Origin of the sequence: Oceanicoccus sagamiensis, from assembly GCF_002117105.1 — a bacterium.
Lineage (GTDB): Bacteria > Pseudomonadota > Gammaproteobacteria > Pseudomonadales > Dasaniaceae > Oceanicoccus > Oceanicoccus sagamiensis.
The window spans coordinates 3,259,132-3,281,408 of sequence record NZ_CP019343.1; the positions used below are offsets into that span (position 1 = coordinate 3,259,132).

General features: G+C 47.8%; 19 protein-coding genes. 12 read left to right on the forward strand and 7 right to left on the reverse strand.

Annotated elements, in window-relative coordinates; genetic code table 11:
- Positions 1-60 precede the first annotated feature (60 nt).
- Positions 61-1,083 (reverse strand): phosphotransferase family protein, encoded by a 1,023-nt coding sequence (locus BST96_RS14980; RefSeq protein ID WP_085759483.1) that lies wholly within the window; start codon positions 1,081-1,083, stop codon positions 61-63.
- A gap of 56 nt (positions 1,084-1,139) precedes the next feature.
- Positions 1,140-1,808, reverse strand: coding sequence for a histidine phosphatase family protein (locus BST96_RS14985; protein WP_085759484.1), 669 nt, complete (start codon positions 1,806-1,808; stop codon positions 1,140-1,142).
- Positions 1,809-2,133: 325 nt separating this feature from the next.
- On the opposite strand from BST96_RS14985, the gene BST96_RS14990 reads away from it, so the two are divergent.
- Positions 2,134-3,027 (forward strand): LysR family transcriptional regulator, encoded by an 894-nt coding sequence (locus tag BST96_RS14990; protein ID WP_085759485.1) that lies wholly within the window; start codon positions 2,134-2,136, stop codon positions 3,025-3,027.
- On the opposite strand, the gene BST96_RS14995 is transcribed toward BST96_RS14990, so the two are convergent.
- Genes BST96_RS14995 through BST96_RS15005 form a run of 4 tightly spaced genes read right to left on the reverse strand, consistent with a single transcriptional unit; the run spans position 3,014 to position 6,220 of the window.
- Positions 3,014-3,718, reverse strand: a complete 705-nt coding sequence (locus BST96_RS14995; protein WP_085759486.1) for an MBL fold metallo-hydrolase — start codon at positions 3,716-3,718, stop codon at positions 3,014-3,016. The two genes, BST96_RS14990 and BST96_RS14995, sit on opposite strands and share 14 nt — an antisense overlap.
- Positions 3,715-4,530: a sulfite exporter TauE/SafE family protein gene (locus tag BST96_RS15000; RefSeq protein WP_085759487.1), complete on the reverse strand. Its 816-nt coding sequence runs from the start codon at positions 4,528-4,530 to the stop codon at positions 3,715-3,717. Before BST96_RS15000 ends, BST96_RS14995 begins: the two co-directional genes overlap by 4 nt.
- Positions 4,527-4,982 (reverse strand): hypothetical protein, encoded by a 456-nt coding sequence (locus tag BST96_RS21070; protein ID WP_240554812.1) that lies wholly within the window; start codon positions 4,980-4,982, stop codon positions 4,527-4,529. Before BST96_RS21070 ends, BST96_RS15000 begins: the two co-directional genes overlap by 4 nt.
- Positions 4,946-6,220 carry an aminotransferase class V-fold PLP-dependent enzyme gene (locus BST96_RS15005; RefSeq protein ID WP_240554813.1) on the reverse strand — a complete coding sequence of 425 codons (1,275 nt, stop codon included), beginning with the start codon at positions 6,218-6,220 and terminating at the stop codon, positions 4,946-4,948. The genes BST96_RS21070 and BST96_RS15005 overlap by 37 nt, the downstream gene beginning before the upstream one ends.
- A gap of 167 nt (positions 6,221-6,387) precedes the next feature.
- Between BST96_RS15005 and BST96_RS15010 the strand changes: the two genes are divergently transcribed.
- On the forward strand, positions 6,388-6,849 hold the full coding sequence (locus BST96_RS15010; RefSeq protein ID WP_085759488.1) for an Lrp/AsnC family transcriptional regulator: 462 nt from the start codon (positions 6,388-6,390) through the stop codon (positions 6,847-6,849).
- A gap of 82 nt (positions 6,850-6,931) precedes the next feature.
- Positions 6,932-7,987, forward strand: a complete 1,056-nt coding sequence (gene nadA / locus BST96_RS15015) for a quinolinate synthase NadA (RefSeq protein WP_240554814.1) — start codon at positions 6,932-6,934, stop codon at positions 7,985-7,987.
- 270 nt (positions 7,988-8,257) lie between these two features.
- Here nadA and BST96_RS15020 read toward each other — a convergent pair whose 3' ends face one another.
- Positions 8,258-9,709 carry a M48 family metalloprotease gene (locus BST96_RS15020; protein WP_085759489.1) on the reverse strand — a complete coding sequence of 484 codons (1,452 nt, stop codon included), beginning with the start codon at positions 9,707-9,709 and terminating at the stop codon, positions 8,258-8,260.
- A 218-nt stretch (positions 9,710-9,927) separates the two neighbouring features.
- On the opposite strand from BST96_RS15020, the gene BST96_RS15025 reads away from it, so the two are divergent.
- From BST96_RS15025 to BST96_RS15065, 9 genes are all read left to right on the forward strand, one after another.
- On the forward strand, positions 9,928-10,158 hold the full coding sequence (locus tag BST96_RS15025; RefSeq protein WP_085759490.1) for a sulfurtransferase TusA family protein: 231 nt from the start codon (positions 9,928-9,930) through the stop codon (positions 10,156-10,158).
- Between the two features lie 24 nt (positions 10,159-10,182).
- Complete coding sequence (locus BST96_RS15030; RefSeq protein ID WP_085759491.1) at positions 10,183-11,253, forward strand: AI-2E family transporter; 1,071 nt, start codon at positions 10,183-10,185, stop codon at positions 11,251-11,253.
- Between the two features lie 234 nt (positions 11,254-11,487).
- Positions 11,488-14,187 (forward strand): insulinase family protein, encoded by a 2,700-nt coding sequence (locus BST96_RS15035; protein WP_157117977.1) that lies wholly within the window; start codon positions 11,488-11,490, stop codon positions 14,185-14,187.
- Between the two features lie 94 nt (positions 14,188-14,281).
- A complete protein-coding gene (locus BST96_RS15040; protein WP_169714016.1) occupies positions 14,282-15,370 on the forward strand; it encodes a response regulator in 1,089 nt (362 codons plus the stop codon).
- A gap of 349 nt (positions 15,371-15,719) precedes the next feature.
- Complete coding sequence (gene aceE / locus BST96_RS15045; protein WP_085759494.1) at positions 15,720-18,371, forward strand: pyruvate dehydrogenase (acetyl-transferring), homodimeric type; 2,652 nt, start codon at positions 15,720-15,722, stop codon at positions 18,369-18,371.
- A gap of 47 nt (positions 18,372-18,418) precedes the next feature.
- The gene (aceF, locus tag BST96_RS15050; RefSeq protein ID WP_085759495.1) at positions 18,419-20,059 is read left to right on the forward strand and encodes a dihydrolipoyllysine-residue acetyltransferase; all 1,641 of its coding nucleotides are present in this window, start codon (positions 18,419-18,421) and stop codon (positions 20,057-20,059) included.
- Between the two features lie 88 nt (positions 20,060-20,147).
- Complete coding sequence (locus BST96_RS15055; protein WP_085759496.1) at positions 20,148-20,696, forward strand: dihydrofolate reductase family protein; 549 nt, start codon at positions 20,148-20,150, stop codon at positions 20,694-20,696.
- 3 nt (positions 20,697-20,699) lie between these two features.
- Positions 20,700-21,839, forward strand: coding sequence for a M14 family metallopeptidase (locus BST96_RS15060; RefSeq protein WP_085759497.1), 1,140 nt, complete (start codon positions 20,700-20,702; stop codon positions 21,837-21,839).
- A 33-nt stretch (positions 21,840-21,872) separates the two neighbouring features.
- On the forward strand, positions 21,873-22,268 hold the full coding sequence (locus BST96_RS15065; RefSeq protein ID WP_085759498.1) for a hypothetical protein: 396 nt from the start codon (positions 21,873-21,875) through the stop codon (positions 22,266-22,268).
- Positions 22,269-22,277: the final 9 nt, after the last annotated feature.

The window sequence follows — 22,277 nt, forward strand, 5'->3', positions numbered from 1 at the left end:
GCTGGGTGTTGGTGGATTATAATCCACCCTACGGTCAGGGCAGTCGGGGATAACGGGTTGTTATTTTATGAGTTCAGCAGCAGCTTCCGCTAAGGGTTTTACTAATGCACCCATCTCCATTGCTTTTTTGCTGGAGGCATTGCCATCCAGTGCGCGCTTTTTAACACCTTGTAAAATTGCGGCCAGACGGAAAAAGCTAAACGCTACATAGAAATTCCAGTTATCGATTTTTTCGATACCCATGCGCTCACAGTACAGGGCGATATATTCTTCTTCAGAGGGGATACCTAAAGCTGCACGATCAATGCCAGCTAAACCGGACAGGTTGCCGCCCTGGGGCAAACGCAATTGCATACACTGGTAAGCCAGATCTGCAAAAGGGTGGCCCAGCGTTGATAGTTCCCAATCCACCAGCGCTTTCACTTCCTGGGTGTCGGGGTTAAACATCATATTATCTAAACGGAAATCACCGTGGGCCAGGCTAACACGACCATCATCTTCCGGTTTATTAGCGTCCAGCCACACCATTAACTGTTCCATCTCTTCAATGGTTTCAGTTTCTGAGGCGCGGTATTGTTTGCTCCAGCGACCTAGCTGACGGTCAAAATAGTTACCGGGCTTGCCGTAGTCGCTGAGGCCAACTTCATGAATATCCACCTTATGCATCTCTGCCAATACGCGGTTCATTTCATCGTAAATTTTACTGCGCTGCTGGTTATTCATCTCTGGCAGGGCGGCATCCCAGTACACGGTGGCTTCTACATATTCCATCAAATAGAACATGCTGCCAATAATACTGTCGTCTTCGCAAAGGTGGTAAACCTTGGCAACAGGAACGGCGGTGTCGGCCAAGGCTTGAATAACACGAAATTCACGGTCAACGGCATGGGCGGATTTTAATAACTCACCAGGTGGCTTGCGGCGCAGCACATATTTGCCGCTTTCGGCGCTAATCGCAAAGGTGGGGTTGGATTGGCCGCCGGGGAATTTCTTGGCGGTCAGTGGGCCTTTAAAGCCTTCAACGTGTTGCTCCAGGTAGCTTGCGAGGGTGGCTTCATCAAAGCTATGTGGGTCTGTTGACATTATTTGTACTCCGGGTGTTTATCGTTGTTTGTTCAGTCGCGGGCTATTGTAGCGCTCTAACTATAAGTAATGCTATCCATCCTTTCGGGGTGGTCCAGATGGGGGATATTGTTGAAACTCATCAGGTGAGTCGCTTTGCTGGTTTTTAAAAAGCGGCTGACGCTGGTGTTAATCACCTGCAGGTTCAGAGAGATCATTTGTTCGGTACCCAGTTCAAGGGTCTGTTTCATAATCATTGAGATGGGGCCGCCGGAGCTGACAATCAGCACTTTGGCTGTGGGTTGCTCAGTGGCGAAGGCCATGGCATCGCTAATTCTTTGGTTAAATTCACCCCAGCTTTCAGGTAGGCCGCTAATACCATCTTCAGACCAGACCATGAGTGCGCGACGTAAGATGACATAGAAGTGGCGACGGTCCTGATATTCAGAGTGGGTTTGCTCTGGATACTGCGCGGAGAAGGCTTCTACTAGCGCGGTAAAGTCATATTCATTAAAGCCGCTATGGGTTTCAAAATCCGGGCTGCCAGCCATTGAACTAACAATCCCCTCGGCGGTTTGCCGGTGCCTTAGCTGGGTGCCCATTAATACCCGGTCAAAGCTGGCGTCTCGCTGCTGCAGGTGTTCACCTAACCAAATGGCTTGTTGTCCTCCCAGAGGGCTAAGTTGGTCGTAATTATCGGCGCCAAAAGAGGCTTGGCCATGTCTTACCAGCGTGATATCGGTCATTGCTATGGAGTGTAGGTGATTAAACGTGGACGGATTTTAAGGCTTGCAGTACTATTTTCAAAATTTATTTTATTAATGCTTAGATATTGATCTGATTAATGGCTGCCGCTCCTGTAATGTCGCTAGTCCACTAACAGCTTTCAAGGCTCAACAAACGCTCGGGCCTTGTAGGGTGGATTATAATCCACCAAAGCCCAGCCCGGCGCCGTTATAAGCGGTGGATTATAATCCACCCTACGGGCCAATGGATGTATTCGGAGTGCCATGGGCCTGAGCGGGAATGACGCTAGCTGGAGGCAATAATTATGTGTTTTAGTGAGGGTTTATGAGACTGGATAGGGTTGATCTCAATTTATTTGTTATGTTCGATGTGATTTATAGCGAGCGCAACCTTACTAGAGCGGCGGAGGTACTTAACCTAACCCAGCCCGCCGTGAGTAATGCGCTAAATCGCTTGCGGGATGTGTTTGATGATGAGTTATTTGTTCGCAACCCCCGCGGTATGGAGCCAACACCGGTGGCCGATAATATTATTGCCCAGGTCCGTGAGGCCCTGACCTTGCTAAATTTCAGCTTAAATGAAGGGGCAGTTTTTGATCCTTTAAGAACGGAAAAAACCTTTAACTTAAGTATGAATGACTTGTCGGAATTTATGTTGCTACCGCCGCTGTTGGAAGAGCTAACCCAGCAGTCATCGCAAATAAAAACCCGCTGCTATTACGTGAGCCGTGATGAGCTGGTTAAGGACTTGGCCTCTGGTCAGCTGGATTTGGCCATCGATGCGCCGTTGGTCAATTCTCCCAATTTAATGCAGGTGCCGCTCTCCAGTGAAGACTATGTCTGTGTGGTGCGGGAAAATCACCCTGAGGTGAAGAAAAAGATATCGATAGAGCAATATATCGCGCTAGACCATGTGCATGTGTCCAGCCGACGGAGTGGGGCGGGGCATGTGGATATCGCCTTGCAGCGGATGGGGCTGTCTCGCAGTATTGCTGTTAGGGTACAGCACTATATGGTGGCACCGCGAATTATTGAACATACCGATTTAGCCTGGACTTTGCCTCGGGCATTGGCTCGTCGGCTTAATTTAAAAATTGTTGAGTTGCCCTTTGAATTGGCCACGCTGGATTGGCATTTATACTGGCATAAGAGTGCTGATAATGATCAGGCTAACCGCTGGATGCGTGAGCGGCTGATGGCGGCGGCTAGTCAGCAGTAAGGGCGTTGCCACAGCTCTGGTTGGCGGGTACGGCAATGTCCATTAACTGGGGTCTTGGCAAATTTAACTGATCTAAAATTTGTGCCAGTTCCTGCCAATTGCTCACTTGTAATCTGGGGTTGTTGACTCGCTCTTTGGCAATGGTAGAGCATTGCTGGCCTTTGTAATCATGGCCGGGGTAAACGGTCGTGCTATCGGGCAGGCTGAGAATTTTATCAAATAAACTATGGTATAGAGCCTGACTCGAACCCTGTTGAAAATCGGTACGCCCCGTGCCATTAATTAATAAGGTATCGCCAGTAAATAAGTAGCCTTCGTCTTCGTCAATATAAAAACAATAAGAGTCTTCAGTATGCCCCGGTGTATAGATGGCATGCAGGTTAATATCACCACACTGAATAATATCGTTATGTTGAACTTGTCGATCTGCACAGCTCATGGTTGAAGGGTGGCCAATAATGGTTTCGCAGCCGGTGTACTCTCTTAAATCGCCCAGTGCCGTAATATGATCGGCATGCACATGGGTGTCGATGCTGGCAACCAGTGTCAGCCTGTGTTGTTGTAATAATTGCAGATAGTGATCGAGCTGTTCTTTGACCGGGTCAATCAATAGTGCTTTGCCTTGTTGTTGGTCGGCGACCAAATAACAAAAGCTGCTTGAGTTGGGCTCAAATAATTGCTGGATAATCACTGTAGCTGCCTGTTAATAATTAATAGCGCCATGGATAGCATGGCGATTACAAAGAGTTTTTGTAGTTTAGGGCCGGATATATAACGGCTGGATAAAAGCCCTAACAGCATACCGATGCCGCCACCCAGAATAACTTCGCCAAGCAGGGTAAAATCTATTTTAGGTGTGGAAAGCGCATAGTTAATGAAACCGGCGCTGCTGATAAAGCTGATAATGAATAGGGAAGTAGCAACCGCTTGTTGGATCGTAATATGTAACAAAAAAATCAACGTCGGCACGATAATAAAACCACCGCCAACACCAAACAGCCCTGAGAGTATGCCGGTAACCATCGCGCCACCGCTAACACCCAGAATACAAGGCAAACCGAGCTGAAATGGCTGCATATGATTAACGCGGCAAAGGGCGATGGTGTTTTGCTGTTGATAGTGGCCAGCTCTAACCACTTTAGTTTCTTCCGGTGCCAGATTGGATTTTTTCCACATAAGCACAGCGACGACTAGCATCAAAAAGCTAAAGCCCAGCATAATAATGCTGTCAGGAAGTTGTTTGGCAATAAAGTGACCAAGGGGAGTAAAGGCACTGCCGATCACGGCAAATACCATCGCCGGCAACCACTGGATATTTCTGGAGCGTAAATGCCCGGCAACGCCCATTAAGGCGCTGGCCGCCACCACGCCTAAAGACAGGCCAATGGCGGCTACCGGCTCTAAGCCCAATACCACTAAAAATAAAGGCACCGCTAAAATAGAACCACCAGAACCCGTTAGCCCGAGTACCAGACCAATACATAGGCCGATAACAATGGTCATAGGGCTGCGGCACTGCTCTGGTCGATTTCAATATGCTGCGGTAGGGTAAACCAGCGTAGTGGCTCACAGCTGGCTGGCAAATCCAGATCATAGCGCTGCTCATTCTGTCTTGGCTTCAGCAATTGCTCTTTGCCTGCTGCTAAATAATCTTCCAGTGCAATAGGCTGACTTGCGGTGCTGTCAACGCTGGCTATTGTGCTGAAATCCAGCTGCGATACATTTTCCGTTAACCGGTTTTGGCTATTTTGATAGCGCCATGAACCGGTATGATTGTCAAAGCAATAATAGGGCAGTAAGCGCCAGCCATGTTCGGCAATTAAGATGATGGCATGGATTAAATAATGAAAAACTTCTTCATCAATAAAGTAGTTAAAGTTTAATCGCACCCAGCCTGGGCGAAGAATAATTTGGCCTGTTACAATCTCGGCTTCCAATTTTTTACTATACGCCATATCCATACCCAGCAGGCTGTGGCCGTAAGGTCCGGCACAGGAACACCCCCCCTAGCCTGAATACCCAATAAATCATTGAGTAAGGCGACCACAAAACCATAATGCAAATCCTTGCCCTGATGCTTGATACGCAAAGACATAATGGACAGTTGATCGGCTTCGGTATTACCGAGAATGTCGATATTGTCATGCGGTTGCCATAGGGCAATGGCGCGCTTAACAAAGTCTGCTTCACGCCGTTCGATTTCATCGGTACCGATATCCTGCTGTAATTTAAATACCAGACCTGCACGGATAGATTCGACAATGGCGGGGGTGCCACCTTCTTCGCGGCGCTCATGGTTGTCAATAAAGCGATGATCTTCCGGGGTCACATAAAGCACCGTGCCGCCGCCGGGCACAGCGGGCACCGTATTCTTTAACAAATGCTTTTTAACCACTAAAATGCCGGGCGTGCCGGGGCCACCGATAAATTTATGGGTCGAGATAAATACAGCATCTTTGCTGCTATCGCCATGGGCGCTTTGGCTATTCATATCAATACCTACATAGGGCGCTGCGGCAGCATAGTCCCACAGTGCCATGGCGTTATGGTGATGGAGCAGGGCAGAGACCTGGTCGGTATCGGTTTTAATACCGGTCACATTGGAGGCCGCTGAGAAGCTGCCAATTTTTAATGGACGCTGCTGATAGTCTTGCAGTTTTTGTTGCAGCACGTCGGTATCTAGCTGGCCTTCTTGATTGAGAGGAATAACCTCCACGTCAGCAATCGATTCACGCCAGGGTAGTTCATTGCTGTGATGCTCATAGGGGCCAATAAAAACCACCGGACGTTGTTCCGCTGGGATTTGATCCAGTAGTTGGTAGCGCTCGGCTAAATCCGCAGGAAGGCGCAGGTTGAGAATATCAATCAGTTTGTTAATAGCTGCGGTGGCGCCGGGGCCGCAAAAAATAACCTGGTCATCGGCAGTTCCTTTTAGTGCCTGGCGGATAATCTGTCTTGCCTGCTCACGCAGGGCGGTAGTGTGGGCACCGGTATAAGAGGTTTCAGTGTGGGTGTTGGCATAGAAGGGCAGTACTTTGTCGCGAATATAGTCTTCAATAAAGCTCAGGCTTCTGCCAGAGGCTGTGTAATCGGCATAGACCAGCGGTTTTTGGCCAAAGGCTGTTGGAATGAGGGTTTTATCACCAATAAGGCCCGAGCGGATGGTATCGATTAATGTCTGTGAGTCGGTCATGGCTGGCTTCGCTGTCAATGTGGCTGAAAAGTTGGGTAGATCATAGAGGTTTACAGAATAAACATTGTCTCTATATACTCCTTTGATTGAGGTTTTTCCGGAATTTTGTGCTTTAATATTATAAATATGTGGATTATTGTTCCTTTAAATGCTGAAAGGCCGTAAAAATGGACAAACAAGATAAGGCGATACTGTCGCTAATGCAGCAAGATGCCACCCTGTCGGTTGGGGTGCTGGCTGAGCGTGTCGGTATTTCAAAGTCTGCCTGTTGGCGCCGTATCCAGAAGTTGGAGGCGGATGGCATCCTAAAAGAACGAGTGGCTTTGTTAGACCAACAGCAGGTGAATTTACCCTTAACGGTCTATATCTCCATACGCACCCATCAACATAATGATCAGTGGTCAGAGCAGTTTAGGCAGGTCATTGAAGGGCTGCCCCTGGTGTTGGAGGTATATCGTATGAGTGGGGACCTGGATTACCTGATTAAGGCCGTGGTAACGGATATGCCGGGCTATGATCAGCTCTACCAGCAGTTGATTAAGGCGGATTTATTTGATGTTAGTTCCAGCTTTGTTATGGAGACAATGAAGCAAACCACTCAGCTTCCTTTGGAGTATATACAGGGGTAATCGGCTTTAGGCGTTTTTTCTGTTAAAATCCCGCCGATAATATTTATTTCGCCTTATTCCTGGTAAGAGGTTATTAATCTACATGTCAGAAGCTGTTATGTCTCACGATGCTGCCGATCAGCAATTAGTTCGTGATCATCTGGACCATTTGCATCAGCCCCAAGCCCTCAGTGGCTCTCAGCAGGCTGAGTTTAAGCAGCGCATAAAGGATCTGTTAGTTCGCGAGAACGCGGTTATTGTCGCGCATTATTATACTGACCCTATTATTCAGGAGTTGGCTGAAGAAACCGGCGGCTGTGTTTCAGACTCTTTAGAAATGGCCCGCTTTGGTCGCGATAACCCCGCTTCAACTCTGGTGGTTGCCGGGGTTAAGTTTATGGGTGAAACAGCCAAGATTTTGTCTCCTGAAAAACGCGTCTTAATGCCTACGTTAGAGGCGACCTGTTCTTTGGATATCGGCTGCCCCGCGGATGAGTTTTCGGCGTTTTGTGATCAGCATCCAGACCGTACTGTGGTGGTTTATGCCAATACCTCGGCTGCAGTAAAGGCCCGTGCGGATTGGGTAGTCACTTCCAGTATTGCACTAAAGGTTGTGGAGCATCTGGATGCCCAGGGCGAAAAAATTCTATGGGCACCCGATAAGCACTTGGGCAGCTATGTACAGCGTGAAACCGGCGCCGATGTCTTGATGTGGGATGGGGCCTGTATTGTTCACGAAGAATTTAAAGCCAAAGGCCTGGAAGACCTCAAGCAAGTCTATCCGGATGCGGCGATTCTGGTACATCCTGAGTCGCCAGAGCCGGTGGTTAAGATGGCTGATTATGTAGGTTCCACCTCGCAGATTATTCATGCTGCTGAAACCTTGCCGAATAAGCAGTTTATTGTGGCTACCGATCAAGGGATTTTTTATAAGTTGCAGCAGCAAATTCCCGATAAAGAATTTATTGTTGCCCCCACCGCCGGTAGTGGTGCGACTTGTCGCAGTTGTGCCAATTGCCCATGGATGGCAATGAATGGGTTGGATAACCTGGCCAATGTGTTAGAGACGGGGGCTAGCGAAGTCTTTGTCGATCAGCTGTTGGGCGAGCAGGCGATGAAACCTTTGACGCGGATGTTGAATTTTTCTGCGGGTAAATAAAGGCTGTAGTTACTGAGTTCTTGTCGCTCTGTTGTTTGCGTCTGTCATTCCCGCCTTCGCGCATAGCTATTTGAGGCAAATGCCTAAAATAATACCGAGCGTATTGTCGTGTCGGCGTTCTAAGCCAATAAGGCATTTCAGTACTCGATCAACCGCCAAACATTGTAGGGTGAATTACAATCCACCAAACCCAGCCAGTAGCTGCCATAACCGGTGGATTATAATCCACCCTACGGTCTTCTCTTTGACCGCAATGGCCTTATGCCTAACCTAAAGGTTTTTCATCTGCGCTTCCATTTGCTTAATTTGCACAATCCTCTGTTTGATTTTTGCCGACGTTAAATTATCGCCCTTCACCAAGGGCAGCGCGTAAGTTAGTTGTCTGGCTGCTCGGTCCAATACACCATTAAGCACAAAATACTCTGCCCTAGAGCGGTGTACGCCGACAATATTGCCCGCCAGACCATTGGTTTCTGCTAGCAAAAACCAGACAGAGGGGTCATTGGGTTTGACCTTGGTATGCTGTTCCAGCAGGGCTTCTGCTTTGTGGGGTTGGTTGGCCAATAAGTAGGCTCTGGACAGTGTCATGCTGATAGGATGGCTGTTTGGGGTGAAAGACAGGGCACCTTCTAATAAATTTATGGCTTCCAGTAACTGACCGGAAGCCATATTTAATTCCGCTTGTGCCAACATATAGCTGATTTCATTCGGTGAGGCCTGGATCAGTGTATTTAATCGGCTTTGTGCCTCATCAAACTCGCTATTGGCTGTCAATGCCAGTACCAGTCCATATTCATCGGCATCGGGGAAACGGCTGGGTTTGGCAACTTTGGCGCGAAAGCGTTTAACAGCCTCTTTACTATTTTCAATAAAACTTAATTCCACCCGTGCCCGCATTAATTGGAAGTTGGCATTATCGGTATACATTTTCCGTGGATATTGACGGGAGCGGTTGCGCGCATCGCTAATTCGGCTTTCGGTGACAGGGTGGGTTAATAAAAATTCCGGTGGTCTATTGCCATAATAGCGTGAGGCTTGTTGCATGACCTCGAACATACCGGCGGCGGCACTGGGGTCCATGCCAGCTCTTGCCATGGTTTGCATCCCTTCACGGTCAGCCTCCTGTTCATGCAGGCGGCTATAGCGCAGTTGATTTTGCAGGCTGGCTGCCTGGGTAGCGGCAATTGCTGCCATACCGGTACTGCCGCCTTCGGTGGCGGCCAGGATGATACCGGCTAATAAGCCAGCCATATTAGGAATGGCATTTCGTTTTTGCGCCTCTACGCTGCGGGCAAAATGGCGCTGGCTAAGGTGCGCCAATTCGTGTGACATCACCGAGGCAAATTGGGCTTCGGTTTCAGCCTGTAAGAGCAGGCCGTTATGGATACCCAACACTCCACCGGGAACCGCAAAGGCATTAATGGCGCGATTGTTGACGATAATAATATCCAATCGCCGGTCTTTTAATTCGCTATGGGTGGCCAGTTTATAGGTCAGTTCTTCAACATAGTCTTGCAATAAAGGGTCGTTGATTGCTTCTACTCGGCTGCGAAATACTCGCAGCCAGGCGCGGCCCAGTTGGTATTCCTTCTCCAGTGAGAATAGCGCGGAGGACGCGTCACCCAGCTCAGGGAGTTGAATCTCTTCCTTGGTTTGGGCGTTTGCGGTGCCAGTGAGCAGTGTTGCTAGCAACAGCAATAAGGGGAGTTTAAGGCTTTTCACGTCTACGAGAGTTGCTCCCTGATGCAGATAAATCTTGTTTTAATAGTCGCACTTTAGCGGTTTATGGGCAATTGCGCTAATTTGCCCAGTGTTACAGGTATTAGATGACTTATCGCTTAAAAATTCCCCAAATGGCTTAACAGCGCTAATAACTTGGGTCTGCACAATCATCCAGCTATACTAGCGGCCTTTATCAGCCCTTAGTTGCCCCCATCACTATGACAGCGTCAATACGTACATTGGATACCTGTGGTTTAGCATGTCCCATGCCGCTGTTAAAGGCCAAGCAGGCGCTCAATAGTATGGCCAGTGGTGAGCAGTTACTGGTGACGGCTACGGATCAAGGCTCCTGGCGGGATTTTAAGGTCTATGCCGAACACAGTGGCCACCCATTATTACAGCGGCAGGAAGTCGATGGTATCTACCATTATTTGCTGGAAAAAAAATAAGCCAAAATTACTGACGGAAACGCTATGTTAAAAATCTTTAGACGCTGGCTTGATCAAATCTTTGTAGAAGAAGAGTCGATCATTCTGTTACTGCTGATTACTATCAGTATGGTGGTGCTAATCACTATGGGTAATATGTTGGCGCCGGCGATTACCAGTCTTATCCTGGCTTTTATGATGCAGGGGCTTATTGGCCAGCTAACCGCCCGTAATGTGCCGCAGTGGGCGGCGGTAACGATTGCCTTTATCGTCTTTGTCGGTACGTTTTTAACCGCTTTATTAGTTATTTTGCCGCTGGCCTGGAACCAGATGGCCAATCTGTTTAATGAGTTGCCGGGGATGATGTCCCAGTGGCAGCAGTTAATGTTAGTGCTGCCTGAAAAATACCCGTCCATTTTTACCGAGCAACAAATCCAGGAATGGATTGTTTTAGCCCGCTCAGAGACCGCCAAAATGGGACAGTCAGTGCTCTCATTTTCAATTTCAAAAATTCCCAATGTGGTCGGTATTTTAATTTTTATTGTGCTGGTGCCTATTCTGGTGTTCTTTTTCCTTAAGGATCGCCAGGTGTTGTTGAATTGGATGGGGGGATTCTTGCCCGAACAGCGCCCTATGCTTAGCAAGATTTGGCATGAAATGAATGACCAGGTTGCCAACTATGTTCGCGGCAAGGCTATCGAAATTGTGATCGTTGGTTTGGTGAGTTATCTGGTGTTTATTTTATTGGGGCTAAATTACGCCGCCTTACTGGGAGTGTTAGTGGGCTTTTCAGTAGTGATTCCTTTTATTGGTGCTGCTGTTGTGACCTTGCCTATCGCTATGATTGGTTTTTTCCAGTGGGGCTGGGGCTCTGAATTTTTGACTCTGATTGTTGTCTATGCAGTGATTCAAGCCTTGGATGGCAATGTGTTAGTGCCTTTGTTATTTTCCGAGGCGGTGAATTTACATCCAGTCGCTATTATTTTGGCGGTGCTGGTATTTGGCGGGTTTTGGGGCCTGTGGGGAGTGTTCTTTGCCATCCCTTTAGCCACGTTAATCAAGGCAGTAATTAATGCATGGCCTTCGGCCAGTGCTGATAACTCAGTGGCCCAATAATGCTAGTCAACAGAACAAGAATAACCAGGATATGTCCTCAATGATAAGAAGTTTCTCCCGACGTTTTCAGTCAGTGATCACTTTGTCTTTTGTTTTCCTCAGTACACTGTTGTTGCTCGCGGCCTGTAGCGGTGTATTACCGGGGGCAGTAATGAAGAGCGGGTCATTAAAAGCGAAAATGATAGCCGCGAGTATCGCTACATTACCTTGCCCAACCAACTGAAAGTGCTGCTGGTGTCCGATAGCAAGACAGAGCGCTCTGCTGCCTCTCTGGATGTGAATATTGGTAGCAGGCAAGACCCGGAGGCTTATCAGGGTTTGGCACACTTCTTAGAGCATATGTTATTTTTGGGAACAGAGAAATACCCTGAAGCTGGGGAGTATCAGGCCTTTATCAGTGCTCATGGTGGCAGCCATAATGCCTATACCTCCTTCGAGCATACCAATTATTTCTTTAATGTTGATCCCGATAGTTTTGAACCGGCTTTAGACCGCTTTGCGCAATTTTTTGTGGCACCTTTATTTACTGAGGAGTATGTAGAGCGTGAAAAAAATGCGGTTCACTCTGAGTACACGGCCAAAATTAAAGATGAGCGCCGCAAAGGTGCCGATATTTTTAAAGCGGTGATTAACCCGCAGCACCCCTTTGCCAAGTTAAGTGTGGGTACGCTGGAAACCCTGTCTACCGATGGCGATAAAGCAGCCAATGGCAGTTTAAGGGATCAGTTGCTGGCTTTTTATGATCAGCATTATTCTGCGAGTATTATGACGCTGGTGTTGGTTGGGCGCGAGTCTTTAGATGAGCTTGAGGCAATGGCCAACAGCAAATTTTCCGCGGTTAGTAATAATCAAAAGCAGGTCGATACTATTGAGCCACCTTTGCTGACGCCGGATAGTTTACCGATGACGGTTACGATCAAGCCAGAGCAGTCTCTGCGTATGCTGTCTATCGCTTTCCCGACGCCGCAAGATATTCAGTACTACCAGCAAAAGCCTATGAGTTTTTTGGGTAATATCCTTGGTCATGAAGGCAAGGGTAGTTTGTTGTCCTATCTTAAAGCGCAGGGTTGGGCTGAAGGTTTGGGAGCGGGTCTGGGTTTAAGTTATAACGGCGGCGCTACCTTTAATATCACCATTCAATTAACAGAGTCCGGTGTTGCCGCCTCTGATGAGGTGGTGGCATCTGTCTTTCAGGCGATTAATAGAATTAAGCAGTCCGATAATATGGGCTGGTTATTTACCGAGCAAAAAGCCATAGCAGAGCAGCAGTTTCGCTATCAGCAAAAAGCACCGGCGATGTCCTACGCTATGTCGCTATCCTCCGATATGCATTACTACCCAGCCCGGGATTTGTTAAGGGCAGGGTCTTTAATGACCACTTATGACCCGGATTTGGTGGCGCGCTATTTGGCCTACTTAACACCGCAAAATAGTATGGTGACCTTAACTGCGCCTTCGGTAGAAACAGATAAGACAACGTATTTCTATCAGGCTGATTACAGTGTCAGTAAAACCGATGCAGAAAAAATCAGTGCCTGGGCCAGTGCCGGAATTAATCAGCAGATTACGTTGCCCGAAGAAAATCTGTTTATCGCGGAAGATTTATCGATCGTAAAACCGAAAATTGCGATGGATGTGCCTGCCTTGATAAGCGATAAAGATGGCTTGCGCCTGTGGTTTAAATCGGCGGATAAGTTTGCTTCCCCGCGGGGTAGTTTATTGTTTAGTGTTCGTTCGCCGGTTGCTAACGATTCAGCTGAGCATCGTGTGAGTTTACAGTTGCTGGCTGCCATTTTGGCCGATGAGTTAAATGAAATGTCTTACTCGGCAACGCTGGCTGGTTTGAATTATTCCCTTAATGCCCATGCTCGTGGTTTCTCGGTAAAAATTAATGGCTTTAGTGATAAGCAGGTTTTGTTGCTTCAGGAAATACTGGCGACGTTGTCATCGCCAGCCTTTAATGCTGAGCGCTTTGAGGATATTAAGCTGGAGCATATTCGTCAGTTGGAAAATAGAGATAAGCAGCAACCGTATCATCTGATTATGGATGAGCTGCCGGACTTGCTGTACAAAAATAGCTGGTCCGATAAAGAATTATTATCGGTTTACCAGCGTGTTACTTTGCAGCAAGTAAAAGCCTATCGTGAGTTATTCTTGTCGGCTGTGCAGATTGATATGTTGGTTTATGGTAATTATGCGCAACAAGATGCCCAGCGCTATGCCGAAAGTGTTAGTAACGCTCTATTAGATAAAACAGCACCTCCGGCTGCTATCGAGATTAGCCAGTTAGCTGAACAGCATTACTCCCACCAGATTCCAAGCCAGTACACAGATGCGTCGATAATGCTCTATATACAGGCGCCGGACACCGACAAAGTCCGCCGTGCAGCGATGGGTGTTACGGCTCAAATACTGCGCTCGGATTTTTATACCAGCCTTAGAACAGAGCAACAGTTGGGCTATATTGTGACCTCCGGTGCTTATCCCTTAATGGATGTGCCGGGTTTGTATTTTCTGGTGCAGTCACCTGTTGCAGGTCCTGAAAAATTAGAGCAGGAAATTAACCGGTTTATTCAACAGCGCTTTGCCACATTGGCTGATATCAGTGAGCAGGATTTTGATCAACAGCGTAATGCAGTGCTGTCTAAGTTGACTGAGGAGCCTCAAAACCTCGGGCAGCAAGCGCAGCGTTATTGGCAGGATATTAGCCAGAATTATTATCAGTTTGATTTCCGTGACCAATTGGTCGCTGCCATGGAGTCGTTGACTTATCAACAGTGGCAGCAGTTCTTTGTAGAGGATGTGATTGAAAATCGTCGTCGCATTACGGTTTACACTGTTGGCCAGTTTGCAGAGCAGTCCAAAGTAGCCGGTGAGCCGATTGGTCGTTCCGCGGAATTTAAAGCCTCTTTGCCCGCCTATACCTTTCAATAAATCCGCCGTTTTCCCGGCGGGTTGAGATAGATTTTTTAGCGATTCAAGCTATCCTTGTTGGTAACTTTTGTTCACCTCCATGGATGCTTTGATCGTGCAGCTCGCTCTAATTGTCGATGACTCAAAAACCGCCAGGTTATTGCTGCGCAAAATGCTGGGCCGGCAAGATATCCCTGTGGCGATGGTGGAGTCGGGTGAAGAGGCATTAGAGTATCTTAAAGATAATACCCCAGATGTGATTTTTATGGATCATATGATGCCGGGCATGGATGGTTTTGCCGCCGTTAAAGCGATTAAGGCCGACCCCGATAAGTCTGCCATTCCTATTGTTATGCATACCACCAAACAGGGCGATATTTATCTTGGACAGGCCCGTGCTCTGGGTGCTGTGGACATATTAACCAAGCCTGCCAGTGATCAGGATTTATCCGCGGTACTGGATCGGATAACAGCGCAGGTGGAGCAACCGGCCCCGCTGGCGGCAGAACCTGTGATGACGTTAGCTGCGGACCCGGTTGAGTCTCAGATGAGTAATGGTTTGGCTGCGGTTGAGGCTAATGGCGTCAGCCCAGCTCCGTCATTCTATGGCACCGCCAGACAGTGGTTGGTAGCGGCGATTTGGTTGGCCCCTACGCTGTGGCTATTAACCCTCTATTGGTCTGACCAGGCCGAGATTAAGCAGTTGCAGCGGCAGCAGGGGCAGGCTTTTGCTGCAATTGAGGTGCTAATAAACCGCCAGCAGACCTATGACTATGGTGAAGTCCCACTGGGCGGTGCGCGCCTTGCCTTGCTTAAAGGCTTGCTGCCCTTGCTGGAAAACACCGGCTTTAAGGGAGCTATCCGGTTGGAAGGGCATATCGGGGATTTTTGTTTATCACAGATCCCGTTGGCGGATGGCACTGAGGTGATGATGCTGCCGTCGCCGGAGCTGCCCTTAACCGCTTGTGATGTGATTGGTGTGTCCAGTGCTGAAGCTATGCGTTTATCGGTAGAGCAGAGTTCGGAGTTTGCCCGTTTGCGCCAACGTTACGAATCCAGGTCTATTCGCATTGAAGTGGCTGCCTATGGCGCCAATAGCCCCCAGCAAAGCTACCCTGTTGACCTTGAGGCAGTGACTACTGGCGACTGGAATGCAGTAGCGCTGGATAATAACCGAGTTAACTATCTGCTGATTGCGGACTAAACAATTCGCCATGTAGTTTTTTTACAGGAAAAATTGTCTTCCTTTGCGATAATTAACAGGTAGATAGCGGTTTTTATTCATAGCTCGCGACTGTTTTTCGGCAGTCCTATTGAAAAAAACCAACAAAAATGTAAAAATTTTACATCTTTGGTTCTGCTGTCGGTTTTGTTGCCAAAACTCAGTAGATGCTATGTTTGCAGGTTTTCTGCAAGCTTCGCCCAAGCTTCTATACTTACTCAGTGATTGAATCCGCGTGAATAAGCCGCGCTATTCGGGTTGCGGGCAGGCTTGCTGCGGGCATGGCTTGTTCAATCGCTAACTCAAATGAGTCTCTAATTAAGGTATTGCTATGCAGGATAACGATCCAACGGAAACGGCCGAATGGCTTGAAGCATTAAATGATGTTTTAGCGCTGGAGGGCGGTCCTGAACGGGCGACTTATCTATTAAAAACTATGGCGGAGAAGGTTGCGCAGGCTGGCAGCCAGGTTCCCTCAGCCATCACAACTCCCTTTCGCAACACCATAAAGCCGGTTGAAGAGCGCCGTATGCCCGGCGATCTGTTTATGGAGCGTCGTATTCGCTCCCTGATCCGTTGGAATGCTTTGGCCATGGTAATGCGGGCCAATGATAATGATGAAGGCCTGGGTGGTCATATATCCTCATTCTCATCGGCTGCCACTTTATACGATATTGGTTTTAACTATTTCTTTAAAGGTAATGATAACGGCCCTGGTGATCTGATTTATTATCAGGGCCACAGTGCTCCCGGTATGTATGCCCGTTCTTTTCTGGAAGAGCGTCTAACGGAAGAGCAGCTGGATAATTTCCGTCGTGAAGTTGGGGGCAATGGTTTGTCCTCTTATCCGCACCCCTGGTTAATGCCAGACTATTGGCAGTTTCCTACCGTCTCCATGGGCCTTGGTCCCATTCAGGCGATTTACCAAGCCCATGTGATGAAGTATCAGCAGAGCCGCGAACTGGTCCAGCATAAAGACCGTAAAGTGTGGGCGTTTTTGGGGGACGGAGAGTGTGATGAGCCTGAATCTCTGGGGGCTATCGCCAAAGCCGGCCGAGAACATTTGGATAACCTGATTTTTGTCGTTAACTGTAACCTTCAACGTTTGGATGGTCCGGTTAGGGGTAACGGTAAAATTATTCAAGAGCTTGAAGGTGTGTTCCGCGGTGCTGGCTGGAATGTCATTAAAGTTATTTGGGGGCGCCACTGGGATGCTTTGTTAGAAAAAGACCAGACCGGCTTGTTGAAAAAACGCATGAATGAAGTCTGCGATGGCGAGCTGCAAAATTATAAAGCCAATGGTGGTGCTTATACCCGCGAGCATTTCTTTGGTAAATACCCTGAGTTATTGGAGCTGGTCTCTGACTTGTCCGATAACGATATCATGTACCTCAACCGTGGTGGCCATGACCCTTATAAAGTGTATGCTGCTTATGATCAGGCGGTTAACCAGAACAATGGTCAGCCCACGGTCGTGCTGGCAATGACCGTAAAAGGTTATGGTATGGGGGACTCCGGTGAAGCGCAAAACGAAACCCACTCCCTGAAAAAACTGGATCTGGAAAGCCTGAAAAAATTCCGCGACCGTTTTGCTATCCCTATCAGTGATGAAGAATTAAAAGATGTGCCTTACTACCGCCCGGCTAAAGATAGCCCGGAAATGGTTTATATGCGCAAGCGCCGGGAAGAGTTGGGTGGCTATATTCCCTCGCGTAATCCCGACTTTAATGCGCTTGAAGTTCCTGCGCTGGACGATTTAAAAAGTCAGCTAAAAAGCAGTGGCAAACGTGAAATTTCAACCACCATGTCTTTTGTCAGAACTTTATCAACCCTGACCAAAGATAAAAAAATTGGCGAGCGGGTTGTGCCGATTGTGCCTGATGAGGCTCGCACCTTTGGTATGGAAGGTATGTTCCGCCAATTGGGTATCTATTCATCACAGGGCCAGCGCTATACGCCCCATGATGCCGACCAGATTATGTACTACAAGGAAGATGAAAAAGGCCAGATTCTGGAAGAGGGGATTAATGAGGCTGGTGCATTTTCATCCTGGTTGGCTGCGGCGACGTCTTATAGTAACCACGGTTATCCCATGGTGCCGTTCTATGTGTTCTATTCTATGTTTGGTTTTCAGCGCATTATGGATTTGGCTTGGGCTGCGGGTGATACTCAGGCCCGCGGTTTCCTGATGGGAGCAACCGCCGGTCGCACCACCTTAAACGGTGAAGGTTTACAGCATCAGGATGGCCATAGTTTATTAATGGCCAATATGATTCCTAACTGTGTTGCCTATGACCCCACTTACGCTTATGAGCTTACCGTGATTATTCAAAACGGTTTAAAGCGTATGTATGAAGATAAAGAGAATTGCTTCTATTACATCACCATAGAAAATGAAAATTACCACCACCCCGAAATGCCTGTTGGTTGTGAAGAAGGCATTATTAAAGGGATGTATTTGCTGCAAAAAGCTGAGCAGAATAAAGCCCATACAGTACAGTTAATGGGTGGCGGTTCGATTTTACGGGAAGTGGAAGAGGCGGCAGCTATACTGCGTAAAGACTTCGATGTGGATGCGGATGTGTGGAGTATGACCAGTATCAATGAGTTGCGCCGTGATGGTATGGCCTGTGATCGCTGGAATGTTATGAACCCTGATCAGGCGCCGAAGCAATCCTATGTCGCAGAGCAGTTAGAAGGGCGGGAAGGTCCAGTCATTTGTGCGACGGATTATATGAAGTCCTATGGCGAACAAATTGCGCCGTTTATTCGTCGTCAGTTCCGGGTGTTGGGCACCGATGGTTTTGGTCGCTCTGATACTCGCAGTAAGCTACGTTATCACTTTGAGGTTGATCGTTACTTTATAGTATTGGCGGCCTTAAAATCCTTAGTGGATGAGGGCAAGCTGGACGTCTCCGTGGTGGTGAAAGCGGCAAAAGAGTTTGGTGTCAGCGGTGATAAAATTGACCCCATGAATTGCTAATCCACCCTATATACAAAACATTGAATAAATAAACACAGGTAAGCAGTGTGAGCAAAGAAATTATAAAAGTACCCGATATTGGCGGAGCCGAAGGCGTAGATGTCGTCGAAATCTGCGTTGCCATTGGTGATACCGTAGAGAAAGAAGATTCTCTGGTGGTACTTGAGTCGGATAAGGCTTCTATGGAAGTGCCATCACCTATGGCGGGTAAAGTACTTGCCATTAGCATTAAAGATGGCGACTCCTTATCGGAAGGTGATGTGATTTTGGAGTTGGAAACCGATAGTGCGGAACAGGCTGAGCCTGCCGAAGCACCGGTGGTAGCTGAAGAGTCAGCAGTGGTTGCTGAGCCTGAACCCGAGGCTCCTGCCCCAGCCCCAGCCCCTGTTGCAACAAAAACATCAACGCAAACCATTAATGTGCCCGATATAGGTGGTGGTGAAAATGTTGATGTTATCGAAGTCTGTGTTGCGGCTGGTGATGATATTGCCGATGGTGATTCTCTGATCGTATTGGAAACCGATAAAGCGTCCATGGAAGTGCCAGCCCCCATGGCCGGCAAAGTGGCCTCTGTCTCGATTAAAGAGGGGGATACGGTATCTGAGGGTGATCAAATATTAACGCTGGAAGTGTCGGCGGGGGCAGCTCCCGTTGCAGCGCCGGTAGAAAAAGCCGCGCCAGTAGCGGCGCCTGAACCGGCAGCTGCTTCTGCGCCCAGCACCGAAATCCCCAAGCCTGACTTTGCTCCCTCAGAGCAAGCTCAAGTACCTGCGGCCACTAAGAGCAAAGGTGATGCAGTCTATGCGGGCCCCGCAGTACGTCGTCTAGCCCGTGAGATGGGGGTTGAATTAGAGCAGGTAAAAGGCAGTGGCCCTAAATCCAGAATTTCAAAAGATGATTTAAAAGCCCATGTTAAAGCGGCATTGACTTCCAAGTCGACAACCGGCGGTGCAGGTATTCCTGCTATACCAGAAGTCGACTTTAGTAAGTTTGGTGAGGTGACTGTTGAGCCCTTGTCAAAAATTGCCAAAGTGACTGCCCATAATATGCAGCGCAATTGGCTCAATATCCCCCATGTCACGCAGTTTGATGATGCGGATATTAGTGACCTTGAAGATTTCCGTCAGTCCTTAAAGGCAGAAGCAGAAAAGCGCGGGGTTAAAATCACGCCGCTGCCGTTTTTGCTAAAAGCCTGTGCTGCGGCTTTACGGGATAACCCCAGGTTTAATGCTTCACTGTCAGCCGATGGTGAGAACCTGATGTATAAACAGTATATTCATATCGGTATGGCCGTTGATACCCCAGCGGGTTTGGTGGTGCCGGTTATTCGTGATGTTGATAAAAAATCGATTTGGGACCTGGCCGCAGAAACGGTTGAGTTGGCGAGCAAGGCTAAAGAACGTAAGTTAAAACCAGCAGAAATGCAGGGTGGTTGTTTTACCATTTCAAGTTTGGGTGGTATTGGTGGCCAGGGTTTTACCCCCATTGTGAATGCGCCTGAGGTAGCCATTCTTGGCGTTTCAAAATTAACCACCAAGCCGGTTTGGGATGGTGAGGCCTTTGTGCCGAGAAAAATGTTACCACTGTCTTTATCCTATGATCATCGCGCTATCAATGGTGGTGATGGTGGTCGCTTCTTTACCTATTTGACGGCTGTATTAGGTGATATTAGACGTCTGGTGCTGTAGCTTGAGTCTATGAATTTGTACAATGAACGTACGGGCCTTATAGGGCCCGTTTTTGTATCTGCTAATTATTGATTGATGGGATATTACCATGAGCATTCATTGTTCCGTTTATAGTGCTGTCAGTGTTGATGGTTTTATTGCCAAGCCGGATGGCGATATTGAATGGCTTCATAATCCGCACTATGCAGGCGCTACACTAAACGGTCTTGATTATGAGAGCTTTATCGCTACCGTCGATACGTTGGTGATGGGGAGGCACTCCTATGAAAAAGTGCGCAGCTTTGGTTTTTGGCCCTATGACAATATCCCGGTGATTGTTTTAACTAGCCGTCCACTTACTGTACCGCCGGAGCTAGAGGGAAAAATCAGTGTTGAAAATTGTGCCCCTGAGCGGCTGGTAAGCAAACTGGCGGAGCAGGGTAGGCAGCATCTCTATATTGATGGAGGAGCCACCATTCAGAGATTTTTAACAGCGGGTCTTATTAACGAGATAACACTGACTCAAATTCCTGTTTTGTTGGGCGCTGGCATTTCATTATTTGGTGATAGTGGTATTGAGTCTTCACTACAGCTAATATCCGCAGATAGTTCGGATAACGGTTTTGTTCAATGTAGATATACAGTAAAAGGTTGTTAAGCAATGGTTAAAATAAGTAGTCAGTTTGATAGCGGTAATATTGAGTTGGTTCAACATAGTAAAACGGCAGCAGCAGAATGCTTTGAATTAAACATACGTAAAGATCACCAATCTGATTTTTTTCAGTGGTTTCACTTCAGGGTTCAGGGCGCAAAAGACACTGCCTGTGAATTCATCTTACTCAATGCCAGTGAGGCCGCCTATCCCGCGGGTTGGGATGATTATCAAGCAGTGGCCTCTTATGATCGGGAAGAATGGTTTCGGGTGGACACGGCTTATAAGGGTAAAAGCCTTGTCATCACGCATCAGCCAGAATATGACAGTGTTTATTACGCTTACTTTACTCCTTATTCCTATGAGCGTCATATGGACTTGCTGTCATGGGCGCAATTATCTCCTGTGTGTTTATTGCAGGATATAGGTAATACCCTGGATGGTAATGATCTCTCTTTGTTAACCATTGGTAATCCTGAAACGGCTAGTCGTAAAATTTGGCTGATTGCTCGTCAGCACCCGGGAGAATCTATGGCCGAGTGGTTTATGGAAGGCTTTCTGCAAGCCTTGCTGGATTCTGACAACCCTACTAGCAAAGCTCTGTTACAGCAGGCGGTGTTTTATGTGGTGCCCAATATGAACCCGGATGGTTCCATGCGCGGGCATTTACGTACCAATGCCGTGGGAGCAAACCTTAACCGGGAATGGGTGGAGCCCACGTTGGAACGTAGCCCTGAAGTGTATTATGTGCGCCAAAAAATGCAGGAAATCGGTGTAGATTTATTTTTGGATATCCATGGTGATGAAGCTTTGCCCTATAACTTTGTGGCAGGTAGCGAAGGGGTGCCCTCTTATCACTCATCTATTCAATCTTTGGAAGAGTCTTTTAAACAGGCCTATAGTCTGTCGTCACCTGACTTTCAGGATAAGGTGGGCTACCCCAAAACGCCGGCGGGCAAAGCGAACTTATCGATTGCCTGTAACTATGTGGCGGAAACCTTTAACTGTCTGTCATTTACTATCGAGATGCCCTTTAAGGATAATGCCGATTTGCCTGACGCGTTATATGGGTGGTCTTCAAATCGGTCCGCTCAATTGGGGCGAGATGTGTTGGTGCCGATCCGTGCGGTCGTCAATGACTTGAGATAATAAACCTGTGCTTTTTTGCTTTAAGGAATCGCTATGTCTGAACTAATCAACGAAATGAATGCCCAAATGGCGGTGTTACCTGCGCCGGTCCAATACTGGATGAATTGGATGATGCTGGTATTTGTGTTTTCTATTGTCTTTGTATGGAAGCATAAAGCTGCCCGTTACGTGCTGTTAAGTCTTGTGTTAACCATGCCTGTTGCTCAGGCGGTATTTTATTTAAGTGGCACTGTGCATCTACTCGGCATTGCTCATTTACTGATTTGGGGGCCGCTGTTTTATTACTTATACTATGTTGAGATCAAGCCGACAGGTATCGCTTTTAATTCGCCCTATGCCGTCTGGTTGTTGTTGCTGATGGTGACTATCGCTATCTCGCTGATTTTTGATATTCGCGATGTGGTGTTGGTGGCAATGGGTTCTAAATAATGATTGTAG

What these genes read in the sequence shown, in the direction of transcription:
- BST96_RS14980 (WP_085759483.1), bottom strand. Translation starts at nt 1,083, where the DNA reads ATGTCAACAGACCCACATAGCTTTGATGAAGCCACCCTCGCAAGCTAC.
- BST96_RS14985 (WP_085759484.1), bottom strand. Translation starts at nt 1,808, where the DNA reads ATGACCGATATCACGCTGGTAAGACATGGCCAAGCCTCTTTTGGCGCC.
- BST96_RS14990 (WP_085759485.1), top strand. Translation starts at nt 2,134, where the DNA reads ATGAGACTGGATAGGGTTGATCTCAATTTATTTGTTATGTTCGATGTG.
- BST96_RS15000 (WP_085759487.1), bottom strand. Translation starts at nt 4,530, where the DNA reads ATGACCATTGTTATCGGCCTATGTATTGGTCTGGTACTCGGGCTAACG.
- BST96_RS21070 (WP_240554812.1), bottom strand. Translation starts at nt 4,982, where the DNA reads ATGGCGTATAGTAAAAAATTGGAAGCCGAGATTGTAACAGGCCAAATT.
- BST96_RS15005 (WP_240554813.1), bottom strand. Translation starts at nt 6,220, where the DNA reads ATGACCGACTCACAGACATTAATCGATACCATCCGCTCGGGCCTTATT.
- BST96_RS15010 (WP_085759488.1), top strand. Translation starts at nt 6,388, where the DNA reads ATGGACAAACAAGATAAGGCGATACTGTCGCTAATGCAGCAAGATGCC.
- nadA (WP_240554814.1), top strand. Translation starts at nt 6,932, where the DNA reads ATGTCAGAAGCTGTTATGTCTCACGATGCTGCCGATCAGCAATTAGTT.
- BST96_RS15025 (WP_085759490.1), top strand. Translation starts at nt 9,928, where the DNA reads ATGACAGCGTCAATACGTACATTGGATACCTGTGGTTTAGCATGTCCC.
- BST96_RS15030 (WP_085759491.1), top strand. Translation starts at nt 10,183, where the DNA reads ATGTTAAAAATCTTTAGACGCTGGCTTGATCAAATCTTTGTAGAAGAA.
- aceE (WP_085759494.1), top strand. Translation starts at nt 15,720, where the DNA reads ATGCAGGATAACGATCCAACGGAAACGGCCGAATGGCTTGAAGCATTA.
- BST96_RS15055 (WP_085759496.1), top strand. Translation starts at nt 20,148, where the DNA reads ATGAGCATTCATTGTTCCGTTTATAGTGCTGTCAGTGTTGATGGTTTT.
- BST96_RS15060 (WP_085759497.1), top strand. Translation starts at nt 20,700, where the DNA reads ATGGTTAAAATAAGTAGTCAGTTTGATAGCGGTAATATTGAGTTGGTT.
- BST96_RS15065 (WP_085759498.1), top strand. Translation starts at nt 21,873, where the DNA reads ATGTCTGAACTAATCAACGAAATGAATGCCCAAATGGCGGTGTTACCT.